Source organism: Blastococcus sp. SYSU D00820, from assembly GCF_054050695.1.
On record NZ_JBJGZW010000004.1, the window covers coordinates 158500 to 180155 of the forward strand.

Annotated in this window: 19 protein-coding genes and 2 riboswitches; of the genes, 13 read left to right on the forward strand and 6 right to left on the reverse strand. The window is 76.4% G+C overall.

What is annotated here, in order from left to right; translation table 11 throughout:
- Position 1 precedes the first annotated feature (1 nt).
- Positions 2 to 832, reverse strand: coding sequence for an IclR family transcriptional regulator domain-containing protein (locus ACI79R_RS07555; RefSeq protein ID WP_456572979.1), 831 nt, complete (start codon positions 830 to 832; stop codon positions 2 to 4).
- Positions 833 to 862: 30 nt separating this feature from the next.
- Positions 863 to 2356 (reverse strand): amidohydrolase family protein, encoded by a 1494-nt coding sequence (locus ACI79R_RS07560; protein ID WP_456572980.1) that lies wholly within the window; start codon positions 2354 to 2356, stop codon positions 863 to 865.
- 231 nt (positions 2357 to 2587) lie between these two features.
- Between ACI79R_RS07560 and ACI79R_RS07565 the strand changes: the two genes are divergently transcribed.
- From ACI79R_RS07565 to ACI79R_RS07600, 8 genes are all read left to right on the forward strand, one after another.
- Entirely contained in the window at positions 2588 to 3787 is a 1200-nt protein-coding gene (locus ACI79R_RS07565) for a CaiB/BaiF CoA transferase family protein (protein WP_456572981.1), read from the forward strand.
- A complete protein-coding gene (locus ACI79R_RS07570; RefSeq protein WP_456572982.1) occupies positions 3784 to 4671 on the forward strand; it encodes a citryl-CoA lyase in 888 nt (295 codons plus the stop codon). Before ACI79R_RS07565 ends, ACI79R_RS07570 begins: the two co-directional genes overlap by 4 nt.
- A complete protein-coding gene (locus ACI79R_RS07575; RefSeq protein WP_456572983.1) occupies positions 4664 to 5539 on the forward strand; it encodes a DODA-type extradiol aromatic ring-opening family dioxygenase in 876 nt (291 codons plus the stop codon). Before ACI79R_RS07570 ends, ACI79R_RS07575 begins: the two co-directional genes overlap by 8 nt.
- Positions 5536 to 5895: a hypothetical protein gene (locus tag ACI79R_RS07580; protein ID WP_456572984.1), complete on the forward strand. Its 360-nt coding sequence runs from the start codon at positions 5536 to 5538 to the stop codon at positions 5893 to 5895. The genes ACI79R_RS07575 and ACI79R_RS07580 overlap by 4 nt, the downstream gene beginning before the upstream one ends.
- Positions 5896 to 5938: 43 nt before the next feature.
- On the forward strand, positions 5939 to 6910 hold the full coding sequence (locus tag ACI79R_RS07585) for a zinc-binding dehydrogenase (protein WP_456572985.1): 972 nt from the start codon (positions 5939 to 5941) through the stop codon (positions 6908 to 6910).
- 108 nt (positions 6911 to 7018) lie between these two features.
- A complete protein-coding gene (locus ACI79R_RS07590; protein ID WP_456572986.1) occupies positions 7019 to 8698 on the forward strand; it encodes a helicase-related protein in 1680 nt (559 codons plus the stop codon).
- Between the two features lie 47 nt (positions 8699 to 8745).
- Positions 8746 to 9417 carry a CPBP family intramembrane glutamic endopeptidase gene (locus ACI79R_RS07595; RefSeq protein WP_456572987.1) on the forward strand — a complete coding sequence of 224 codons (672 nt, stop codon included), beginning with the start codon at positions 8746 to 8748 and terminating at the stop codon, positions 9415 to 9417.
- 55 nt (positions 9418 to 9472) lie between these two features.
- The gene (locus ACI79R_RS07600; RefSeq protein ID WP_456572988.1) at positions 9473 to 10960 is read left to right on the forward strand and encodes a mannitol dehydrogenase family protein; all 1488 of its coding nucleotides are present in this window, start codon (positions 9473 to 9475) and stop codon (positions 10958 to 10960) included.
- Positions 10961 to 10972: 12 nt separating this feature from the next.
- Here ACI79R_RS07600 and ACI79R_RS07605 read toward each other — a convergent pair whose 3' ends face one another.
- A complete protein-coding gene (locus ACI79R_RS07605; RefSeq protein ID WP_456572989.1) occupies positions 10973 to 11710 on the reverse strand; it encodes an HAD family hydrolase in 738 nt (245 codons plus the stop codon).
- Entirely contained in the window at positions 11707 to 13218 is a 1512-nt protein-coding gene (locus tag ACI79R_RS07610; RefSeq protein ID WP_456572990.1) for a mannitol dehydrogenase family protein, read from the reverse strand. The genes ACI79R_RS07605 and ACI79R_RS07610 overlap by 4 nt, the downstream gene beginning before the upstream one ends.
- 189 nt (positions 13219 to 13407) lie before the next feature.
- Between ACI79R_RS07610 and ACI79R_RS07615 the strand changes: the two genes are divergently transcribed.
- The 3 genes from ACI79R_RS07615 (at position 13408) to ACI79R_RS07625 (ending at position 17258) form a co-directional block, all read left to right on the forward strand.
- Positions 13408 to 14652, forward strand: a complete 1245-nt coding sequence (locus ACI79R_RS07615) for an alpha/beta fold hydrolase (protein WP_456572991.1) — start codon at positions 13408 to 13410, stop codon at positions 14650 to 14652.
- 180 nt (positions 14653 to 14832) lie between these two features.
- Positions 14833 to 16584, forward strand: coding sequence for an N-acetylglutaminylglutamine synthetase (gene ngg, locus ACI79R_RS07620; protein WP_456572992.1), 1752 nt, complete (start codon positions 14833 to 14835; stop codon positions 16582 to 16584).
- Between the two features lie 74 nt (positions 16585 to 16658).
- Positions 16659 to 17258 (forward strand): YceI family protein, encoded by a 600-nt coding sequence (locus ACI79R_RS07625; protein ID WP_456572993.1) that lies wholly within the window; start codon positions 16659 to 16661, stop codon positions 17256 to 17258.
- Positions 17259 to 17262: 4 nt separating this feature from the next.
- Here ACI79R_RS07625 and ACI79R_RS07630 read toward each other — a convergent pair whose 3' ends face one another.
- The gene (locus ACI79R_RS07630; protein WP_456572994.1) at positions 17263 to 17775 is read right to left on the reverse strand and encodes an NADPH-dependent FMN reductase; all 513 of its coding nucleotides are present in this window, start codon (positions 17773 to 17775) and stop codon (positions 17263 to 17265) included.
- Between the two features lie 66 nt (positions 17776 to 17841).
- Positions 17842 to 17957, forward strand: a riboswitch (SAM riboswitch).
- Between the two features lie 33 nt (positions 17958 to 17990).
- On the opposite strand from ACI79R_RS07630, the gene ACI79R_RS07635 reads away from it, so the two are divergent.
- Positions 17991 to 19376: an aminotransferase class V-fold PLP-dependent enzyme gene (locus ACI79R_RS07635; RefSeq protein ID WP_456572995.1), complete on the forward strand. Its 1386-nt coding sequence runs from the start codon at positions 17991 to 17993 to the stop codon at positions 19374 to 19376.
- A 5-nt stretch (positions 19377 to 19381) separates the two neighbouring features.
- On the opposite strand, the gene ACI79R_RS07640 is transcribed toward ACI79R_RS07635, so the two are convergent.
- Positions 19382 to 20293, reverse strand: a complete 912-nt coding sequence (locus ACI79R_RS07640) for a hypothetical protein (protein ID WP_456572996.1) — start codon at positions 20291 to 20293, stop codon at positions 19382 to 19384.
- Positions 20294 to 20394: 101 nt separating this feature from the next.
- On the opposite strand from ACI79R_RS07640, the gene ACI79R_RS07645 reads away from it, so the two are divergent.
- Positions 20395 to 21378, forward strand: a complete 984-nt coding sequence (locus ACI79R_RS07645) for a sulfotransferase family protein (RefSeq protein WP_456572997.1) — start codon at positions 20395 to 20397, stop codon at positions 21376 to 21378.
- A gap of 58 nt (positions 21379 to 21436) precedes the next feature.
- Positions 21437 to 21547, forward strand: a riboswitch (SAM riboswitch).
- The last annotated feature ends 109 nt before the right edge of the window (positions 21548 to 21656 follow it).

Below are 21656 nucleotides of genomic sequence, written 5' to 3' on the forward strand. Positions count from 1 at the left end.
CTCAGGCCGGAGCCGAGCCGGCCGCCGGCGGGCGGGCCACCTCGACGTGCGGCCGGGACTGCCACAGCGCCCAGTCGGCGCTCACCTCGCCGGCGGCCCGCAGCAGCTGCGGCAGGTGCTCCCCGAGCAGGCGCTCGGTCGAGGTCTCGGCGGCGTGCACGGTGACGTTCATGGCGGCCCGCACCGTACCGCTGCCGTCGCGGACGGGCACCGCGACCGAGCGCACCCCGGGCGCGAGCTCCTCGTCGGCCAGGGCCCAGCCGCGGGCCCGGACGGTGGTCAGCTCCTCGGCCAGCTGCGCGGCGCTGCGGCCGATGTAGGGCGGCAGCCCCGCCCGGCTCGGCAGGGCCAGGACCGCGGCCAGCTCGTCGGGCGGCAGCGCGGCCAGCAGCACCTTCCCCTGCGAGGTCTGCGCGGCCGGGAACCGGGTGCCGATCTCCACCCGCAGGGTGATCAGCTTGGGCACCGAGACGCGGGCGACGTAGACGATGTCGGCGCCGTCCAGCTGGGCCATCGAGGAGGACTCCCCGGTGCGCGCGACGAGCGCCTCGAGGTGCGGCCGGGCGACGTCCCAGAGGCCCAGCGCGCCGACGTAGGCGGTGCCGAGGGTGAGCACCTTCGGCGTCAGCTCGAACGCCCCGCCGGTGCTGCGGACGAAGCCGAGCTCCTCGAGGGTCAGCAGCAGGCGGCGGGCGGTCGGCCGGGCCAGCCCGGCCGCCGCCGCCACCTCGCTGAGGGTCATCCGCGGATGGGCGGCGCCGAAGCAGGCCAGGACGTCGAGGCCGCGCGCCAGCGCCTCCACGAAGTCCGGTCCTGCTCCGCGCCCTGCCATCTGGTGACCTCCCTGGTCGCGGCCCTCCCCTCAGCGCCCGAGGACGCGGTCCTCGCCGCCGGCCCGCTTCGACTCGTCCTTGAAGTCGGTGTACTGGTACGGGTTGTCGAGGATCGCCGCCTCGGCCTCGGGCACCTCGGGGAACATCCCGGCCTCCCAGACGTCCTCGCCGATCTCGGACTTCAGGTAGTCGATCGTGTTCTCGAGCTCCGTGCGCACCGCCGCCAGGTCGATGCCGACGAGCCTGCCGTCGTACTTCACCACCCGGCCGTCGACCACGACGGTGTGGACGTCGCCGCGCTGCGCCTGGAACGCGACGTGCCCGAGCGGGTTGAGCAGCGGGAAGGACACCGGCGAGTTCTCGTTCTTGATCAGCACGAGGTCGGCCTTCTTGCCCGCCTCGAGGCTGCCGAGGTCGGCGTCGCGGCCGATGGTGTGCGCGCCGCCCCGGGTGCACCACTCGACGACCTGCTTGGCCCGCAGCCGCAGGTGGGTGATCGTGTCGCCCTTGAGGTGGGCCTCGAGGTGCTCGGACATGCGGTCGACGTTGAGCGTCGAGCGCATCGCGGAGAACATGTCGCCGCTCCACCACACGCTGGTGTCCATCGACAGCGACACCGGGATGCCGTACTGCAGCACCTGCTCGGTGGGGGCGTGGCCCTGGCCGGCGCTGCACTCGGACTCGGTGGCGATCGAGATCGAGCCGCCGGTCGCGGCGATCCGCTGGTAGGAGTCGCGGGTCAGCGTGGAGGCGTGCACGTAGGTGGTCTCCGGGGTCATGAACCCGGCGTCGTGCATCTGCTGGATGCCGGTGTCGCTGGTGGCCCCCCAGACGCCGGCGTGGGTGGTGACCGGCAGGCCGAGCTCGCGGGCCACCTCGAAGGCGGCCTTCTCCGGGAAGGCCGGGTCGCCGGTGACGTCGAAGGCGATCTGCACGCCCATCATGTCGTCGCGCTCGTCGCGCAGCCGCTCCAGGAACGAGCGGACGGCGGGGTCGGCGGTCCACTCCCAGGGCCCGGCCTGGATGTTGCCGTAGGCCAGCACGAACCGGCCGGGCACCGAGCGCAGCGCGTCCAGCGCCGCCTCGGCGTGGTCGACCGACTGCAGGTTGTGCGACCAGTCGACGGTGGTGGTCACGCCGGCGTCGAGGCTCTCGATGGCGGCCAGCCGGTTGCCGGCGGCGATGTCCTGCGGGCGGAACTTCTTGCCGTGCTCGAGGTAGTACCAGACGAAGTACTGGGTGAGCGTCCAGTCCGCGCCGTAGCCGCGCATCGCCGTCTGCCACATGTGCCGGTGGGTGTCGACCATGCCCGGCATGACGATGCCGCCGCGGGCGTCGATCTCCTGGGTGCCCTCGGGCACCTCCAGCTGGGGCCCGACGGCCTCGATCCGGTCGCCGACGACGAGCACGTCGGCCTCGGGCAGCACGGTGCACGAGCCGTCCATCGTCAGGACGGTGCCGCCGCGGAGGACCAGCGGGCGGCCGGCCTCGGGAGCGGGGGAGTCGGGAGCGGAGGGGGGCATCGTCTTCTCCTCGGCGAGCGGGCGACAGGTCCGCGGACATGCGTCCGCACAGCGGACGGCAGGGTCGGCGCGGCCCACCCTGCTCGTGACGGAGCCCACATGTCAACCCGTCCGAGCGGCCCGAGGAGCGCTTCCGGTCCCGGTTGACAGCCTGCGGGCGGGCTGCCGAGACTGCCGGTCAGCGGACGGCTGTCCGTGCCGGTCGCGAGCGGGTGGGGGTTGCGGACAGCGATGACGACAGGACAGGCCGTGCCGGGCGATCCCGGGGCCCCGCGGGGCCCGCTCTCCGGCCTCCTGGTCGCCGACTTCTCCCGCATCCTCGCCGGCCCCTACAGCACGATGCTGCTGGCCGACCTCGGCGCCGAGGTGGTCAAGGTGGAGAGCCCGGGCGGTGACGACACCCGCACCTGGCAGCCCCCGGTCCGCGACGGCGTCGCCACGTACTACCTGGGCGTCAACCGCAACAAGCGGTCGGTCGCCCTGGACCTCAAGGACGCCGGGGACGCCGCGGCGGCGCGCGAGCTCGCCCGCCGGGCCGACGTCGTCGTGGAGAACTTCAAGCCCGGCGGCCTGGCCCGCTTCGGGCTGGACTACGACAGCGTGGCGGCCACCAACCCCGCGGTCGTCTACGCCTCGATCAGCGGCTTCGGCAGCGGCCCCGGCGGCCGGTCGCTGCCCGGGTACGACCTCATCGTGCAGGCGATCAGCGGGCTGATGAGCCTGACCGGCGACCCGGGTGGTGACCCCTACCGGGCCGGCGTCGCCGTCTTCGACGTCATGGCCGGGCTGCACGCCACGATCGGCGTGCTGTCCGCGCTGAACCTGCGGCACGAGACCGGGAGGGGCCAGCACGTCGAGGTCAACCTGCTCTCCTCGGCGCTGTCCGGGCTGGTGAACCAGACCAGCGCCTACGTGGCCGGCGGCGTCGTGCCGTTCCGGATGGGCAACAGCCACCCCAGCCTGTTCCCGTACGAGCCGCTGCCGTGCTCCGACGGCGACCTGATCGTCACCGCCGGCAACGACGGCCAGTTCCGGAAGCTGTGCGAGGTGCTCGGCGTGCCCGACCTGGTCGAGGACCCCCGCTTCGCCCGCAACGAGGACCGCACGGCCAACCGCGAGGAGCTGCGACCGCTGCTGGTCGAGCGGCTGCGCACCCGCACCAAGATGGATTGGTTCCGCGAGATCATCGCCGCGGGCGTGCCCTGCGGGCCGATCAACACGATCGACCAGGGCGTCGCCTTCGCCGAGGAGGTCGGCCTCGAGCCGGTCGTGACCGTGGGAGAGGGGGACGCCGCCGTGCCGTCGGTCCGCAACCCCATCCGGTTCTCCGACACCGCCGCCTCCTACCGGCTGCCCCCGCCGCGGGTCGACGAGCACGGCGAGGAGATCCGCCGCTGGCTGGCCGCGCCGGAGGAGGGGGAGCGGGCGTGAGCGCAGCGTCCCGCGGGAGCGAGCCGGCCGGCGCCGGAGGCGGGCAGCCGCCGGTCTACGAGACCGCGCTCGGCGCCTCCAGCCTGGAGTCGATCACCCTGCTCGGCACCGACCTGGCCCGCGACGTGATGGGCCGCGTCGGCTTCGGGGAGCTGGCGTTCTGGCTGGCCACCCAGCGCCGGCCCACGCCGGGGGAGACCCGGGTGTTCGAGGCGGTGCTGGCCGCCCTGGCCGACCACGGCTTCACCCCGACGGCGATCGTCACCCGGCTGACCTACCTGTCCGCGCCGGACTCGATCCAGGGCGCGCTGGCCGCGGGCCTGCTGGGCGGCGGCTCGCGCTTCCTCGGCGTCACCGAGGACTGCGGCCGGTTCCTGCACGACGTCCTGACCGCGGTCGAGGGTCCGCTGCCGGCCGACGACGCCGGCTGGGACGCCCTGGCGCTGGAGACCGTCACGGCGCAGCGGGCGGCGAAGCGGTTCGTGCCGGGGCTGGGCCACCACGTGCACAAGCAGGGCGACCCGCGCACCCCGCGGCTGTTCGAGATCGCGGCCGAGGAGGGGCTGGTCGGCCCGCACCTGGCGCTGTTCGCCGCGATCGGCCGGGTGCACCCGCAGGTGCTGGGGCGCACGCTGCCGCTCAACGGCGCCGGCGTCTGCGGCGCGGCGCTGGCCGACCTCGGCCTGCCGCTGGAGCTGCTGCGCGGCTTCGCGCTGCTGGCCCGCACCGCCGGGCTGATCGGCCAGCTGGCCGAGGAGCTGCGGCATCCCGTCGCGAACGACGTCTTCCTGTCCGTGGACCTGAACAACCGGTCGGTCGCCCCCGACCCGTACGTGCCCGAGCCGCTCCCCACCCCCGATCCCGACGGAGGTCGTCATGGCTGAAGTCGCCGCGGTCATCGCGTCGACCCACCACCCGTTCTACTACCGGGCCAGCACGTCGACCGGCGCGGACCGCCCGCCGTTCGCCGACGAGTGGGTGGCCAAGATCGAGCGGTTCCGGGAGACGCTCACCCGGGCCGAGCCCGACGTCCTGGTGATGGTCGGCAGCGACCACTTCCACCAGCTGTGGCTGGACAACATGCCGCAGTTCCTCGTCGGCAAGGCGCCCTTCTTCGACGCCAACTGGTACAACGAGGAACGCGAGTTCGGCCTGCCGCGGATGACGCTGCGCGGGGAGGAGGAGCTCGCCGCGCACATCCTCCGCGACGGCCTGGACCGCGACTTCGACCTCGCGTTCTCCAACGAGCTGCGGATCGACCACAGCATCACCTGCCCGATCATCACGCTGCGGCCGCAGGCGGACCTGCCGATCGTGCCGGTCTACACGAACATCTTCGCCCCGCCGCTGCCCCAGCCCCGGCGGTTCGTGGCCCTGGGCCGGGCGCTGCGGGAGATGGTCGAGAGCTGGGAGAGCGACAAGCGGGTGGCGATCATCGGCACCGGCCACCTGTCGCTGGAGCTCGGCGGCCCCCGCCAGTTCGGCGAGCACGGGCCGGACCCGGAGTTCGACCGCAGGGCCGTGGAGTGGATCGCCTCCGGCGACATCGACGGCTGCCTGGCCGAGGTGAGCCTGGACTCCCTGCACGCTCCGGGCAACGCCACCCACGGCTTCATGGACTTCATGCTGATGATGGGTGTCGCCGGCGAGGGCCAGAAGGCCGACCACGTCGACACCCTCGACCTGTTCCACACGATGGAGGCGTACTTCACCTGGTACCCCGACGGCGTCCCGGGGGAGGCGGCGCGATGAGCAAGTACCTGCTCGACAAGTTCCTCTACACCGTCGACCGCGACCCCGACCTCGTCGAGCGCTACCGCGAGGACCCCGCCGGCACCGTCGCGTGGTGGGAGGCCGAGATGGCCGGCACGATCCTCAACTGCACCCCGGCCGAGCGGACCACCTGGCTGGAGTTCACCGAGGAGGAGCGGCGGGCGCTGCGCGAGCACGACCACGTCGCGCTGTTCGGCATGGGCGCCCACCCGTTCCTCACGCTCACGCTCTTCATCGCCATGTTCGAGCGCGACCACGGGCCGCTGGAGTACCAGAAGGCCTACGGCAAGGCGATGGAGCACATCTCGCTGCCCTATCCGGACATCGCCACCTGAGCGAGGAACGCCGCAGGGGGCCGGACCACTCGGAGGGATCGTCATGCGGGCCGCCGTCCTGACCGAGCCGGGGCAGCCGCCGTCCTACGGCGAGCACCCCGAGCCGGTCGCCGCGGAGGGGACGACGCTGGTGCGGGTCACCGCCGCACCGGTCGTCCCGCTGGACCTGCTGTGCGCCTCGGGGACGTCGTACCTCGGCCGCCCCGTCACCCCGTACGTGCCCGGTGTGCAGGGCGTGGGCGTGGTGGCGGAGTCGGCGTCGCTGCCCGCCGGCACGCGGGTGTGGTTCGCCACCTCGGCCGGCATGGCGCCCGGCGACGGCGGGCTGGCCGAGGTCTGCGCCGTGCCCGACGCCGACGTCGTCCCGCTGCCCGGCGACGTGCCGGAGGTGCCCCTCGCCGCGGTCGGTCTCTCCGGGGTCGCGGCGTGGATGGCGCTCACCTGGCGCGGCCGGTTCGCCGAGGGCGAGCGGGTGCTGGTGCTGGGCGGCGGGGGAGCGGTCGGGCAGGCGGCCGTCGGTGCGGCGCGGGTGCTCGGCGCCTCCCGGGTGGTCGCGGTCGCGCGCTCGGCCGGCGCCCGCGACCGGGCGGCCACGGCCGGTGCCGACGCGGTGGTCGAGCTGGCCGGCGACGCCGACACCCTCACCGAGCGGCTGCGCGCGGCGCTCGACGGCGCGGTCGACGTGGTGGTCGACCCGGTCTTCGGGACGGCGGCCACCGCGGCCTCCCGGCTGCTCGCGCCCGGCGGCCGGCTGGTGACCCTCGGCGGCGCCTCCGGCGACGAGGCGGTGTTCTCCAGCGCGGTGCTGCGCGGCCGGTCGGCCGAGGTGCTCGGCTACACGAACAACGCGCTGACCCCCGACCAGCGACGGTCGGCGGTGACCGCGCTGGCCCGCGCCGTCGGGGCCGGCCGGATCGGGGTGGCGCACGCGGTCCGGCCGCTGGCCGAGGTCACCGACGTCTGGCAGCGGCAGGCGGCCGGCGCGGACGGCGTCCGGTACGTGCTCACCCCCTGATCCCGGGCATGCCGGCGCGTGCCGGTGCGTTGCACCCGGGGACCGCCGGCAGACGCCGGCCCCCCGCCTCGGCCCGAGGCAGCGACTCCCCCTGAGGACCTCTCTCCCGTGCGCGCCACCCCCGCCGTCCTGCCCGCCCGCGCGCTCCCTCCGGAGCGCGTCACCTTCCACCTCGGCCCCACCAACTCCGGCAAGACCCACGACGCGCTCGCCGCGCTCGCCGGCCGGGGCCGGGGCACCTACGCCGCGCCGCTGCGCCAGCTGGCGCAGGAGGCGTACTCCCGGCTGTCGACGCTGCTGCCCGCCGGCACGGTGGGGCTGTCCACCGGCGAGGAGTCGATCGACCCGTCCGCGCCGGTCCTGTGCTGCACCGTCGAGAAGGCGCCGCCGGCCGGCGACGTGCTCGTCCTCGACGAGTCGCACTGGGTCACCGACCCCGAGCGCGGGCACGTGTGGGCGCGGCTGCTGCTGACCGGGAACTACCGCGAGGTGCACGTCATCTCGGCCGCCGAGGCGCTCCCGGTGCTCGAGCCGCTGGTCGAGGACGCCGCGGCGGTCGAGGTCGTCGACCACATCCGGCTCTCCCGCCTCGACGTGCTGCGCGCACCGGTACGGCCGGCCGGTGTCCGGCCGCAGACCCTGGTGGTCGCCTTCTCGCGCAAGGCGGTCTACGCCGTCGCGGCGGTGCTGGACGCGGCGCGGCCCGGGCGGGTCGGCGTCCTCTACGGCGCGCTGCCGCCGGCCACCCGCCGGGAGCTCATCGCCCGGTTCGTCCGGGGCGACCTCGACGTGCTGGTCACCACCGACGTCATCGGCCACGGCATCAACGTGCCCGCGCGGACCGTCCTGTTCGCCGAGACCTCGAAGTACGACGGGTTCGAGCGCCGTCCGCTGCGCACCTGGGAGGCCGCCCAGATCGCCGGCCGCGCCGGCCGGTACGGGCTGGCCGGGCACGGCACCGTCGGCGTGCTCGCCGGCGTGCCGGGCCTGCGCCCGGACGCCGCGCTCGTCGCCGCCGGGGCCGCCGTCGCCCGCGGCGACCGCACGAGCGACCTGCCGCTGCGGGTGCCGCGGCTGCGCCCGGACCTCGCCGATCTGGACGCCGCGGGGCCGGCCGACCTGCCGGCCGCGCTCACCCGGTGGGCTGCCCGGACCCGCCGGGCCACCCGGGAGGCGGCGGTGACCGGCGACGACGTCAGCGCGCTGGTCGAGCGCGCCGAGGCGCTGCTTCCGCTGCTCGAGGGACCGGTCGGCGACACCACCGACCTGGCCACCGTCTGGCGGCTGGTCACCCTGCCGATCGACCACGATCCGCGGCGGCGCACCCGCTGGCTGCCGCTGGCGCGCGCCGCGCTGCTGTCGGCCGCCGGAGCGCGGGTCGCCCCGCACCTGGTGCTGCCGGCGGCGCCCCGCCGGGGACCGGTGGAGGACTTCGAGCAGGCGGCCGCGGCCGCTCGCGACGCCGCGACGCTGCTGCGGTCCTTCCCCGGGGTCGCGGGGCTCACCGCCGAGGACGCCGCGGCGGTCGAGGCGGCCTGCGCCACCCGCATCACCGCGCTGCTGCCCCGGGCCATCGCCGCCGCGGGAGCCGCCGCGGTCCCGGGCCGGTGCGCCCGCTGCGGGGTGCCGGTGGCGCCGCGATTCCCCACCTGCCGCTCCTGCGCCGCCCGCTCGTCCGCCGGCCCCCGTGCCCGCGGCGACCGACGCACGGGCAGCCGGCCGGACCGCGCCCGGAGCGGTCGCGGGCCCGCCCGGCCGGCCGCGCGGAACGGTGCCCCACGGGGCTGACCCGCGTCCGGTCGGCCCGGCGCGACGCCCGGTTCGCCGGTGCCCTCGTGCTCGCCCTCGGACTGTGGAACGACGTCCTGGTCCCGCGGCTGCCCGGGGGAGCCGGTGCCGCCGTCGCCGCGAACGCCGCCGCCACCGGCGCGCTGCTCGGCGCGGCCAGGGCGCACGGGATGGGCGCGGCCGATCTCGGGCTCGACCCGGACCGGTGGGGCGCGGGGCTGCGCTGCGGCGCCGCCTGGTCGGTGCCCGTCGTCGCCGGCTACGGGGTCGTGCTGGCCACGCCGCGGCTGCGCCCGCTGCTCGCCGATGCCCGGATCGCCGCCCAGGGCCCGGGGCGGATCGCCGCGCGGGCCCTCGTCGCGATCCCCGTCGGCACGGTGCTGTGGGAGGAGGTCGCCTTCCGGGGCGTGCTGCCGGCCGCGCTCGACCGGGTGCTGCCCGGCCGGGCGGCGGCGGGCGTGGCCGCGGCCCTCTTCGGGCTCTGGCACGCCGCGCCGGCCCTCGACGGGCTGCGGGCCAACGACGTGGCTCGCGGGCGGGCGGCGCGGGCCGCCGCCGTGCTCGGGGTGTGCGCCGGCACGGGGTGCGCCGGTGCCCTGTTCGGGTGGCTGCGCCGGCGCAGCGGCAGCCTGCTGGCGCCGGCCGTGCTGCACCTGGCCGTCAACGTCCTGGGCACGCTTGCCGCCGCCGCCGCGACCCGGCGCAATCGGGGCGGGTGAGCCCGGGCGGAGCGGGTAGTCCCCCGGCTCGCACCACACGGGGAGGCCCTTCCGCATGACCCGGCTCGACGCGTCCTCGCTGTCCGGTCTCGACCCGTCGGTGTGGACTCCGCGCTACGACCGGGCGGCCGTCCGCCCCGGCATCGTCCACCTGGGGGTCGGCGGGTTCCACCGCTCGCACCAGGCCCTCTACGCCGATCGGCTGCTGGACGCGGGCCAGTCCCCGGACTGGGGGATCTGCGGGGTGGGGGTGCTGCCCGCCGACCGCCGGATGGCGGAGGTGATGGCCGCCCAGGACTGCCTGTACACCCTCGTCGTGAAGCACCCCGACGGCTTCCTCGACGCCCGCGTGGTCGGCTCGCTCGTCCGGTACCTGCTCGCTCCGGACGACCCCGAGGCCGTGGTCGAGCAGATGGCCGCGGAGTCGACCCGCATCGTGTCGCTCACGGTGACCGAGGGCGGCTACAACGCCTCGGCGGTCACGGGGGAGTTCGACACGCAGGCGCCGGAGGTCGTCGCCGACCTGCGGCCCGGCGCGCGGCCGCGGACGTCGTTCGCCCTGGTGACCGAGGCGCTCGACCGCCGGCGGCGGCGCGGGCTGGCGCCGTTCGCCGTCGTCTCCTGCGACAACATCCCCGGCAACGGGCACCTGGCCCGCCGCAGCTTCGCCGCCTTCGCCGGTCTGCGCGATCCGGAGCTGGGGGAGTGGGTCCGCGAGCACGTGCCGTTCCCCAGCTCGATGGTGGACCGGATCACGCCGGTCACCACCGACGCCGACCGCGCCGAGCTCGCCCGCCGGTTCGGCGTCGAGGACGGCTGGCCGGTCGTCTGCGAGCCCTACACCCAGTGGGTGCTGGAGGACCGCTTCCCGGCCGGCCGGCCGGCGCTGGAGGACGTCGGCGTGCAGCTGGTCACCGACGTCGCGCCCTACGAGCTCATGAAGCTGCGACTGCTCAACGCCGGCCACCAGGTGCTCGGCCACCTGGGCCGGCTGGTGGGGCACCGGTACGTGCACGAGGCCTGCCAGGACCCGCTGCTGCGGGAGTTCCTCGTCGGCTACCTGGAGGAGGAGGGGACGCCGACGCTGCCCCCGGTGCCCGGGATCGACCTGCGGCGGTACCGGTCCGACCTGGTCGGCCGGTTCGCCAACCCGCACGTCGCCGACACCCTCGACCGGCTGTGCGAGAACGCCTCCGACCGCATCCCCCAGTTCCTGCTGCCGGTGGTCCGCGCCAACCTCGCCGCCGGCCGGGGGATCCGCCGGTCGGTCGCGGTGCTGGCCGCCTGGGCGCGGTCGGCGGAGGGCACCGACGACGCCGGCCGGCCGATCGCGCTGGCCGATCCGCGCGGGGACGACCTGCGCGACCGGGCCCGGCGGCAGGGCGGGGACCCGCTGGCGTTCGTGGCCGACCGGGAGCTGTTCGGCGACCTCGCCGACGATCCCCGCTTCGCCGAGGCCTACCGCACGACGCTCCGGTCGCTGACCGAGCGCGGCGCCCGGGCGACCCTCGCGGCCCTGCTGGACGCCCGCCGGGCCGCCTGAGCGCCGGCCGGGTCAGCAGACCAGGGCGACCAGCTCGTCCCAGGAGCCGACGACGGCGGCCGCGCCGGCCTCCCGCAGCGCCGCCGTCCGCGCAGGCCGGTCGGCGGCCGGCACGAACTGCAGGATGCCCACGGTCGGGTGACCGGCAGCCACCGCCGCGCGGGCGCCGTTCACCGAGTCCTCGACCGCGATCCCCTCGTGCGGGGCGATGCCCAGCCGCTCGGCGGCCAGCAGGTAGACCGCGGGGTCCGGCTTGCTGGTCGGCTCGGGCAGCGAGTCCTCGGCGCTGAAGCGGCGGCCGGGGGCGAACAGCGGCGCCAGCCCGGTCACCCCCAGGCAGGCCGCCAGCCGGGACGACGCGCTGGAGGTGACCGCCGCCAGCCCGAACCGGCCGGTGAGGCGGTCCAGGGCCGTCCGCACCGACGGGTCGGGCAGCAGCACGGTGCGCAGGTGCGCGGTGACCACGTCCTTCTCCTCGCGGACCCACTCCTCCAGGTCGGCCCCGGCGAGCTGCCGGGAGAAGCCGGCGGCGAGCTCCTGGGCCGCGGCCCGGAAGTTCTTGCCGTTGGTCATCCGCTGCAGCTCGTCGGGGGCGTAGGTCCGCGGCGCGCCGAGCCCGGCGAGGAACCGGTTGGTGACGCCGGCCGAGGCCGCGTAGGCCGGCTCCTCGGAGGGGAACAGCGTGCCGTCGGCGTCGCAGAGCAGAGTCGTGGCCGCGGCCGGGTCGAGGGGAGGGTGCCGATCGGTCACGCGGCGCCCTGCTCCCGCGCGGCCAGGCGGGCCGCGATGACCTCGCGCGGCCCCTGCTCCTCGAGCGCGGACAGCGCGTGCTGGACGCAGCCGGCGAACCGCGGGTCCCGGCCGATCGAGTCGAACACCGCGCGCTCGTGCAGCAGCGGCGCGGCGTCGGCGCCGGCCTCCTGGGCCACCGGCACCAGGTCCGGCCGCGGACCCTCGATCGGCACCTCGTCCCCGGCGTAGTCCTCGCCCCGCAGGAACCGCAGCCAGCCGGCGACGGCCAGGCACAGCAGGTCGTGCGGCCGGCCCTCGTCGAGCGCCGCCCGGACCGAGGGCAGCAGGTAGCTGGGGATCTTCGACGAGCCGCGGCGGCCCAGCCGGGCCAGCTGGTCGGGCATCCGCGGGTTGGCCAGCCGGTCCAGCAGGGTGCGCTGGTAGTCGCCGAGGTCCACCCCGGGCACCGGGGGCAGGCCCGGGGCGATCTCCTCGGCCATCAACCGGGTGAGGAAGGTGCGGAAGACCGGATCGGCCATGACCTCGGCGGTGGTCCGCAGGCCGGACAGGTAGCCGAGGTAGGCGATGGCGCTGTGCCCGGCGTTGAGCAGCCGGGTCTTGACGGTCTCGAACGGCGACACGTCGGGGACGAACTGGACGCCGACCTGCTCCAGCGGCGGGCGGCCGTTGCAGAAGGTGTCCTCGACGACCCACTGGCGGAACGGCTCGGTCACCACCGGCCACCGGTCCCCGATCCCGGTCGCGGCGACGACGGCGTCGCGCTCCTCCGGGGTGGTGGTCGGGGTGATCCGGTCGACCATGCTGCTGGGGAAGGCGACGTGCGCGTCGATCCAGTCGGCCAGCCCGGGGTCGCGCAGCCGGGCGAAGGAGACGACGGCGGTGCGCGCCGCCGTTCCGTTGGACTGCATGTTGTCGCAGGACAGCACGGTGAACGGCGGCAGGCCGGCCGCCCGGCGCCGCGCCAGCGCCTCCACCAGGAAGCCGAAGACGGTGCGCGGCGCGGCGGGGTCGGCGAGGTCGGCCTGCACCTCCTCGTCGTCGGCGTCGAACTCCCCGGTGTGCGGGTCGATGCGGTACCCCGTGCCGGTGATGGTCAGGGAGACGACCCTGGTCTGCGCGTCGGCGAGCGCCGCGAGCACCGCCCCGGGGTCGTCCGGGGCGTAGAGGTAGCCGGTGAGCACGCCGACCACGGCGGCCCGGTCGCCGTCGGCGGCGCGCTCGACCACGAGGTAGAGCCGGTCCTGGGCGTCCAGCACCTCCCCGATGGCGCGGCTGTGCAGGCCGACGCCGAGCACGCCCCAGTCCGTCGCGCCGCGCCGGGCGAGCTCGTCGAGGTACACGGCCTGGTGGGCGCGGTGGAAGCCGCCGACGCCGATGTGGACGATGCCGGGGCGCAGCGCGCTCCGGTCGTAGCCGGGCGCCGAGACGTCGGGCGGGAGGTCGGGGAGCGTGCGGTCGGACAGGGGGACGGCGGTCGCCGTCGCCCGCGCAGGGGCAGACGTCATGGAGGGAGGTCCTCGAGGGGGGAGTGGGACCGCTCGGGGTGGCTGTTCACCCGGGATCCGCTCCGGACATGCCCTGCCCGGCACCGGCGCAACCGGAACGCCTCCCGATGTGGTGGAGACCTCTTCCCCGGGGTAGGGGGCGGACTCCCCGTAGCACTCGGGGCCGGTCGCCGCCTCCAGGACGTCTCCGTGAGCGCACGCCGCACCCCGCCCCTGCCCGCTCCGCGCCGCACCTGGACCGACGTCCCGTCGGTGGGCCGGGTGCATGCCCGCACCTGGGACGGCGGTGCCCCCGCCGACGCGGTGCCCGTCGTGCTGGTGCACGGCCTGGGCCTGTCCAGCCGCTACCTCGCACCGCTGGGGCGGCGGCTGGCCGCGCTCGGTCACCGCGTCCTGGCCCCGGACCTCCCCGGCTTCGGCCGCTCGCCGCGGGACCGGCGGCTGCGCTGGCCCGGTGGGCCGGACGTCGCCGAGCAGACCGGGCACCTGCTGGCCTGGCTCGACGCCGTCGGCGTGCCCCGCGCGAGCCTCTTCGGCAACTCCATCGGCACCCAGGTCGCCGTGGAGCTCGCCGCCGGCTCCCCGGAGCGGGTGGACCGCCTGGTGCTGTCCGGGCCGACGCCGGACCCCGCCTACCGGACGCCGCTGCGCCAGTACCCGCGGGTGCTGCGGAACATGGCCTTCGAGCTGCCGACGCTGCAGCCGCTGTTCCAGCTCGAGTACGCCTCCACCGGCGTGCTGCGCATGCTGCAGCAGCTGGTGCGCTCCGTCGACGACCCGGTGGAGCTGCGGCTGCCGCGGGTGCAGGCCCCGGCGCTGGTGGTGCGCGGCCGCCTCGACCAGACGCTGTCGCAGCGGTGGGCCGAGCGGTTCACCCGGCTGCTGCCCGACGGCCGGCTCGTGGTGGTGGAGGGCGCCGCGCACAACCTGCACCACGCCGTCCCGGACGTCACCGCGCGGCTGGTGCACGCCTTCCTCGCGGGGGAGATGACCGCCGGGGACGACGGGGTCGTCGTGCCGCGGTCCTCGCCGGAGGACCCGCTGGCCCGGCGGCGGCCGATCGCACCGGCGGTGCACGCCGCCCTCGACGTCGGCACCACCGCCGCGCTGCTGCTCGGCGCTCCGCGGATGCGCAGCTGGGGACCGCGGACGCGGGCGCTGCTCGCCGGATTCGGGGCGATGGGGCTGGCCGACACGCTGCTCACCGACTTTCCGGCCGGCGCGGTCCGCCGGGTGCCCCTGCCGCTGCACCTCAACGCGGAGGCGGCTGCCGGCGTGCAGCTGCTGCTGGCCGCCGCCACCTGGCTGCGGGGGGAGCCGGCCGCCGGCCGGCGGGCGGTCGCGCTGCAGGGCGGCCTGGAGCTGCTCCGGGCGGCGGTGACGCGGGTGCCGGCCGGCCCGGCCCGCCTGGTGGCGTCCCGGCCGGCGGGGTGAACCGGCCCGGCCGGCTCCGGACGGTCGCGTTTCGCGGGCGGGCGGGCAGGGCAGGCACCCCGGACCCCAGCCCCGGTGGAACGCACCGCCACGCTGCTGGTCAGCACAGCCAGGGACGGCCCCCCGTGGACCCCACGCAGCACGTAGCGCTCTCCGCCCGACCCCGGACGGAGGTGCGCCGTGGTCGCCCGGCCTGAGCTGCGCCGCCGTCCGCTGGCGGCCGTGCCGCCTGCGATCACCGCCCCCGCCTGGCGGCCGCCGTCGGAGCACCAGCTCCGCGGCGTGCGCCCGGAGGCGACGCTCGACCTGGGCTGGGGCCGGCTGGTGTTCGGCCACACCTTCCCCGACCCGGCCCGGCTGCTCGACGCGCTGCGCGCGGAGCAGGACGGCCGCCGCGACATCTGCATCTACCCCCGCGATCCGCAGGTGCTCGTCGGCATGGCGCCCGACGAGCTGTTCCTCGACCCCAGCTACACGTTCCGGCTGGACCTGCACCGCTACCGGCCGCGCCGGGAGCTGGTGGAGAACGTCTTCGTCCGCACGGTGACCTGCCCGGCCGACGTCGCCGAGATGGCGCGGATCCTCGCCCGCGCCGGCATGGTCGCCGGCGATCCGGAGCAGGTCTGGCACAACCACTCGACCCGCACGGTGCGGTACCTGGTGGCCGAGGACCGCCGCACCGGGCAGGTGGTCGGCACGGTCACCGGAGTCGACCACGTGCGGGCCTTCGGCGACCCGGAGGGCGGCAGCAGCCTCTGGTGCCTGGCCGTCGACCCCGCGCTCGCGCCGCCCGGCACCGGGGAGGCGCTGGTGCGGGTGCTCGCCGAGCGGTACCTCGCCCGCGGCCGCAGCTACCTGGACCTGTCGGTGCTGTACGACAACGCGCCGGCGATCGCGCTCTACCGCAAGCTCGGCTTCCGCCAGGTGCCGGCGCTGGTGGTCAAGCGGCGGACCGCCGTCAACGCCCCGCTGTACGTCGCGCCGCCGCCCGGGCTCGACCGGCTCAACCCCTACGCCCGCATCCTCGCCGACGAGGCGCTGCGCCGGGGGATCCGCGTGGAGGTCACCGACGCCGACCACGGCGAGCTGCGCCTGACGCTGGGCGCCCGCAGCCTGCTGACCCGCGAGTCGCTGTCGGAGCTGACCACCGCCGTGGCGATGAGCCGCTGCGACGACAAGCGGGTCACCCGCCGGATCATGGAGCGCGCCGGCGTCCGCGTGGCGCGGGCCGCGTCGGTCCCCGACGGCGACCCCTCGGCGGCCCTCGCCCTGCTCGCCGCGGTCGGGGAGTTCGTGGTCAAGCCCGCCCGCGGCGAGCAGGGCAAGGGCATCACCGTCGGCGTGCGCACGCCCGCGGCGCTGGACCGGGCCGTGGCCGCGGCGGCGCGGCACTGCCCGGACGTCCTCGTGGAGGAGCTGGTGGCCGGCGACGACCTGCGGGTGGTCGTCATCGACCACCAGGTGGTCGCCGCCGCGGTCCGGCGGCCGGCCGAGGTCGTGGGGGACGGCGTCTCCGACGTCACCGCCCTCGTCCGGAGCACCAGCCGGCGCCGGGAGCGGGCGACCGGCGGGGAGTCGCGGATCCCGCTGGACGACACCACCGCCGCGGTGGTCGCCGAGGCCGGCTACGCGATGGACGACGTCCCGCCCAGCGGGCAGCGGATCCGGGTGCGGCGGACGGCGAACCTGCACACCGGCGGCACGATCGAGGACGTCACCGACCGGCTGCACCCGGCGATCGCCGAGGCGTCGGTGCGGGCCAGCCGCGCGATCGGCATCCCGGTCACCGGCCTGGACTTCCTGGTGCCCGACGTCGAGGGCCCCGAGCACGTGTTCATCGAGGCCAACGAGCGGCCCGGGCTGGCCAACCACGAGCCGCAGCCCACCGCCCAGCGGTTCGTCGACCTGCTGTTCCCCGAGACCCGCCGGTAGCGCCGCCGTCCCGGATCCCGGGCCGGGTGCCCCGCGGTGCAGCCGGTGTCGCGGGCCTGGGGGAGGATGTCCCCGTGGCCAAGCACCGGGCTCCGGACTCGGACCCCACCGACTTCGACGCCGCCACGTCGGCGCTGGCGGACGTGACCGGCGACTACGTCGTCGACGTCGCGCACACCCGCATCGGCATCCGGGCGCGGCACGCGATGGTGACCACCGTGCGCGGCTCGTTCACCGACTTCGCCGGTGAGGCGCACCTGGACACCGCGGACCCGCCGGCCAGCAGGGTGACGCTGCGGATCGCCACCGCGAGCATCGACACCGGTACGCCGGACCGCGACGCGCACCTGCGCTCGCCGGACTTCCTGGACGTCGAGCGGTATCCGTTCATCGTCTTCACCTCGACCGCGGTCGAGCAGGTCGACGAGGACGTCTACCAGGTGACCGGCGACCTCACGATCCGCGACGAGACCCGGCCGGTCACCGTCGACTTCACCCTGACCGGCTCCGCGCGCGACCCCTTCGGCAACGTGCGGGTCGGCTTCGAGGGGGCGCTGGCGATCAAGCGCAGCGAGTGGGGCCTCACCTGGAACACCGCCCTCGACACCGGCGGTGTGCTGGTCAGCGACCGGATCCAGATCGAGTTCGACGTCTCGGCGATCCGGGCGGGCTGACCCTTCAGCGGTCCGGTGCCGGGCGGGGGAGACCGCGCAGCGCGGACACCACCGGTGCGGCCGTGGCCAGCCACGGGTCGAGGACGGCGGGGTCGTCCCAGGACCGGTCGAGGAGGTACAGCCCCCGCGTGGGGGTGGTCGCGCCCAGCTCGACCAGGACCGGCTTGAGCAGCAGGTCCGGGGCGTGCGCGTGGCCGGGGCCGGCCCCGAGCATGAGCGGCACGGCCACCACGCCGGCCAGGTCGCCGGTGCCGACCTGGTCGAGGAACAGCTTGAGCAGCCCGGTGTAGGTGCCCTTGTACGTGGGGCTGGCGACGACGGCCACCTCGGCCGCGCGCAGCGCGGTGACCGCCTCGTCGACGGCCGGGTCGCCCCGGCCCAGCAGCCCCGCGCCGAGGTCGACGACGTCGACCACCCGGTCGGCGGGGGCGCCGGTGAGGCGTTCCAGGACGGTCTCGGCGGCCGCGCGGGTGCGCGAGTGCGGCTTGGGGTTGCCCACGACGACGACGGTGCTCACGAGGTAATCCCTACCATCCCGATCGGGTTTGACGGATATGCGGCTCGCGTGCCAGTCTCCCCGGCAGGTCATGAGCGCCAGCGCGAAGCCCCGGCTCGCTGGCCGGCAACCCTCCTCCGCGGTGGGGTGCCCCGGGTGACGACCAGGCGCCCCGCCGGCCGGCGGGCGCGCAAGCGCGGACCCCGCTCGGGGTCCCGGCCCCGAGGGAGAACCGCGTGTCCACCGCACTGCTGCCCAGCCAGCCCGCCACCCGGCCGGCGGCCGCCGGTCCCGGTCCGCTGCTGCCGGTCGCCGGGGCCGGCACCGCCGTCCCGCTGGTGCCGGGCGGGAGCGCGCCCTACGCCAACCTCGACGTGGCCGCGAGCGCGCCCGCGCTCGTCGCGGTGGCCGAGCGGGTCGCCGAGGCGCTGCCGCTCTACGCCAGCGTGCACCGCGGGGCGGGCTACCTGTCCCAGGTGTCGACGGCGCTGTACGAGTCCGCGCGCGACCGGGTCGCCGCCTTCGTCGGCGCCCGCGCGGACGACGTCTGCGTGCTCACCCGGCACACCACCGACGCCCTGACCCTGCTGTCCCGCTGCGTGCCCGAGGGAGCCGCGGTGCTGGTGCTCGACTGCGAGCACCACGCCGACCTGCTGCCCTGGCTGGCCCGGGGCCGGGCGACGGTGCTGCCCACCGATGCCACCGTCGCCGGCACGCTGGCCGCACTCGCCGCCGAGCTGCGGCGCACCCCCTACGCGCTGCTCGCCGTCACCGGCGCCTCGAACGTCACCGGCGAGGCGCTGCCGTTGCAGGAGGTCGTCGCCCTCGCGCGGGCGGCGGGCACGCGGGTGGTCGTGGACGGCGCGCAGCTGGTGCCGCACCGCGCGTTCTCGCTGGCCGCCTCGGGTGCGGACTGGGTGGCCTTCTCGGGGCACAAGACCTACGCGCCGTACGGGACCGGGGCGCTGGTCGGCCGGCGCGACTGGCTGGACGAGGGCCCGGCGTACCTGCCCGGCGGCGGCGCGGTCGCCGACGTCACCGTCGAGGGCGCCCGCTGGGTGGCCGCACCGCACCGGCACGAGGGCGGCTCGCCCAACGTGCTCGGGGCGGTCGCGCTGGCCGCCGCCTGCGACGCGCTCGCCGGCCTGCCGGCCGGCGCCCTGGAGGCGCACGAGCGGGCGCTGCGCGAGCGGCTGGTCGCCGGGCTCACGGCGCTCCCCGCCGTCCGGGTGCTGCGGATCTGGGAGGACTCGGCCGAGCCCACCGGCGTCGTGGGGTTCACCGTCGACGGCGCCGACCCCGGGCTGGTCGCCGCGGTGCTCTCCGCCGAGCACGGCGTCGCGGTCCGCGACGGCCGCTTCTGCGCCCATCCGCTGCTGGCCCGGCTCGGCGTGCCCGGGGGAGCGCTGCGGGCCAGCGTCGGGGTGGGCAGCTCGGCCGCGGACGTGGACCGCCTGCTCGCCGGGCTGGCCGCCGTCCTCGCCGACGGGCCGGCGGTGCCCTACGCCGTCCGCGACGGGCGCTGGCAGCCCGCCGACGACCCGCGGCCGCTGGCCGGCCTGGCCGGGGCCGACCCCGCCGCCCTGGCCCGCGGCGCCGGCTGCGGAGCGCCGCCGCGGTGAGCCGGTCAGCCGGGCAGCAGCACGGTGCGCAGCTCGTGGGCGCCGTCGGGGCGGGTCGCCTCGTAGAACCACCGGGCCGAGCCGTCGGGCAGGGCCACGACGTCGGCGTAGCGCAGGCCCGACGGCGGGTGCGGGCTGGCGAGGAACGGCCCCACGGGCGCCGCGGCGAAGCGGCCCTCGCCGTCGTGCCGCGCCAGGCCGGTGCGCTCCTCCCAGTTCTCCTCCGCGGTGGCCCGGCCGTCGTACAGGGCCCAGGTGCGCGAGCCGTCGAGGACGACGACGGTGACGCGCACCCCGCGGGCGTCCCAGGTGCCCGGGGTGCCGGCCAGCGCGGTGCCCCGCCAGGTCCACGTGACGCCGTCCGGGCTGGTCGCGTGCTCGGTGGTCATGCGGTCGGTGGCGTCGGGGTCGTCGAGCGGGTGCACCGAGGCCCACAGGTGCCACTGCCCGCCGTCGTACCGGACCACCGGGTCCTTGACGCCGGCCGACGCGCTGCCGGGCAGCACGGTCCGCGGCTCGGCGGTGGCGAGCTCCTCGACGGCGCCGGCCTCCAGGAGGTCGACCCGCCAGTGCTTCGTGCCCGGCGTCGCGCAGCTGACGTAGAGCCGCCAGCGGCCTTCGGGCGTGTGCACCAGGGCCGGACGCTCCAGCGACTCCGCGCCGAACCGGTCCTTGCTCACCGCGACGACGGGCTCGAAGCGCACGCCGTCGGCCGAGCGGGCCACGACGTTGCCGAAGCCGCGGCCCTCGCCGACCGGCCGCCGCAGCCGGTAGGCCAGCCACCAGGTGCCGTCCACGTACGCCGCCGACGGCCCCCCGGCCCAGGAGCCCGGCCGCGGGTCCTCCGGCTCGAGCACCACCTGCGCGTCGGCCCAGAACCGGGCGGGATCGGGGAGCCGGGGCGGTGCTGCGGTCACGCGGGGACTCCGTTCGCCGAGCGTGCTGGGGGCGCCGGGACCGTCCGGGCGCTCGTCCGTGTCTACACCGCGGCGCGGGCCGCGGGACCAGGAGGGATCCGATGAGCGCGACGGCCGGCCGGCTGCCCCACTTCGTCATCGCCGGTGCACCCAAGGCGGGCACCACCGCGCTGCACGCGGCGCTGGCCACCCATCCCGGCCTCTACCTGTCGCCGGTGAAGGAGCCGAAGTACTACCTGACCGACGGCCGGCCGCCGCCCCGCAGCGGGCAGCGCGGCCCCGGTGACGCGCACAGCGCCCGCGAGTGGATCTGGCGGCGCGAGGAGTACCTGGCGCTGTTCGCCGCCGCCCCCGAGGATGCCGTCCGGGGGGAGAGCACGCCCTTCTACCTCTACGACCGGGCGGCGCAGGCCCGGCTGGCCGCCGACGTCCCCGGCGTCCGCGTGATCGCCGTGGTCCGCGACCCGGTCGACCGGGCCTGGTCCAACTGGGTGCACCTGCGCGCCGACGGCCTGGAGCCCGAGGCCGACTTCCTCCGGGCCGTCCGCGAGGAGGAGCGGCGGATCGCCGCCGGGTGGGCGCCCTTCTGGCACTACCGCGGGCTGTCCCGCTACGGCGAGCAGCTGCGCGACCTCTACACGCACCTCCCGCGCGAGCAGGTCTGCGTGCTGCGCTACCGCGAGCTGGTGGACACCCCGCGCCAGACCCTCGACCGGGTCAGCGCCTTCCTCGGCGTGGCCGCGGGCCTGGCGCACGCCGTGCCGCCGGAGAACGTCAAGCCCTACGTCGCCGACACCGCCCGCCACCGCGCCCTCGCCCACATCGCGCGGGCCGGGGCGGCGCTGGGCGCCTACGCGCCGCCGCAGGTCTGGCGGCAGGTCGGCCGGCCCCTGCTGGCCGCCCTGCACGCCGGCCGGACCGCGCGCCCGCCGCTGCCGGTGGAGGTCCGCCGCGAGGTGCTGGCGCCCCTGCTCGACGACATCGCGCTGCTGGAGGAGCTCACCGGCGAGTCCTTCGCCGACTGGCGGGCCGACACCGGGCGGGGCGACTTCCGCTCCCGCTCGGCAGCGCGGGGTGAGAACTAAATCGCACCAAGTCGATCGACATTGACGTCATTGGCTCCGGCCGGTTAACGTCCGCGTCGGCATCGAGCGTCAGCGACAAGCCCTGGCTTGCTGACCGGCAACCCTCCTCCGCGGTGGGGTGCTCCAGGTGAAGGCCCGGCGAGGCGGTCCCGCCCCGCAAGCGTGGTTCCCCGGCGGGTCCGGGGAGGTCCAGGAGGAACCGACGTGCACGACGGTCGAGACGCAGCGGCGCCCACGGTGCCGCGGCCGACCCTCCTGACCTTCTGCCGGCGTCACAT

Bases quoted from the DNA above. Each gene is read 5' to 3' on its own strand.
- ACI79R_RS07555 (WP_456572979.1), bottom strand. From the start codon at position 832: ATGGCAGGGCGCGGAGCAGGACCGGACTTCGTGGAGGCGCTGGCGCGC.
- ACI79R_RS07580 (WP_456572984.1), top strand. From the start codon at position 5,536: ATGAGCAAGTACCTGCTCGACAAGTTCCTCTACACCGTCGACCGCGAC.
- ACI79R_RS07575 (WP_456572983.1), top strand. From the start codon at position 4,664: ATGGCTGAAGTCGCCGCGGTCATCGCGTCGACCCACCACCCGTTCTAC.
- ACI79R_RS07565 (WP_456572981.1), top strand. From the start codon at position 2,588: ATGACGACAGGACAGGCCGTGCCGGGCGATCCCGGGGCCCCGCGGGGC.
- ACI79R_RS07560 (WP_456572980.1), bottom strand. From the start codon at position 2,356: ATGCCCCCCTCCGCTCCCGACTCCCCCGCTCCCGAGGCCGGCCGCCCG.
- ACI79R_RS07645 (WP_456572997.1), top strand. From the start codon at position 20,395: ATGAGCGCGACGGCCGGCCGGCTGCCCCACTTCGTCATCGCCGGTGCA.
- ACI79R_RS07610 (WP_456572990.1), bottom strand. From the start codon at position 13,218: ATGACGTCTGCCCCTGCGCGGGCGACGGCGACCGCCGTCCCCCTGTCC.
- ACI79R_RS07600 (WP_456572988.1), top strand. From the start codon at position 9,473: ATGACCCGGCTCGACGCGTCCTCGCTGTCCGGTCTCGACCCGTCGGTG.
- ACI79R_RS07585 (WP_456572985.1), top strand. From the start codon at position 5,939: ATGCGGGCCGCCGTCCTGACCGAGCCGGGGCAGCCGCCGTCCTACGGC.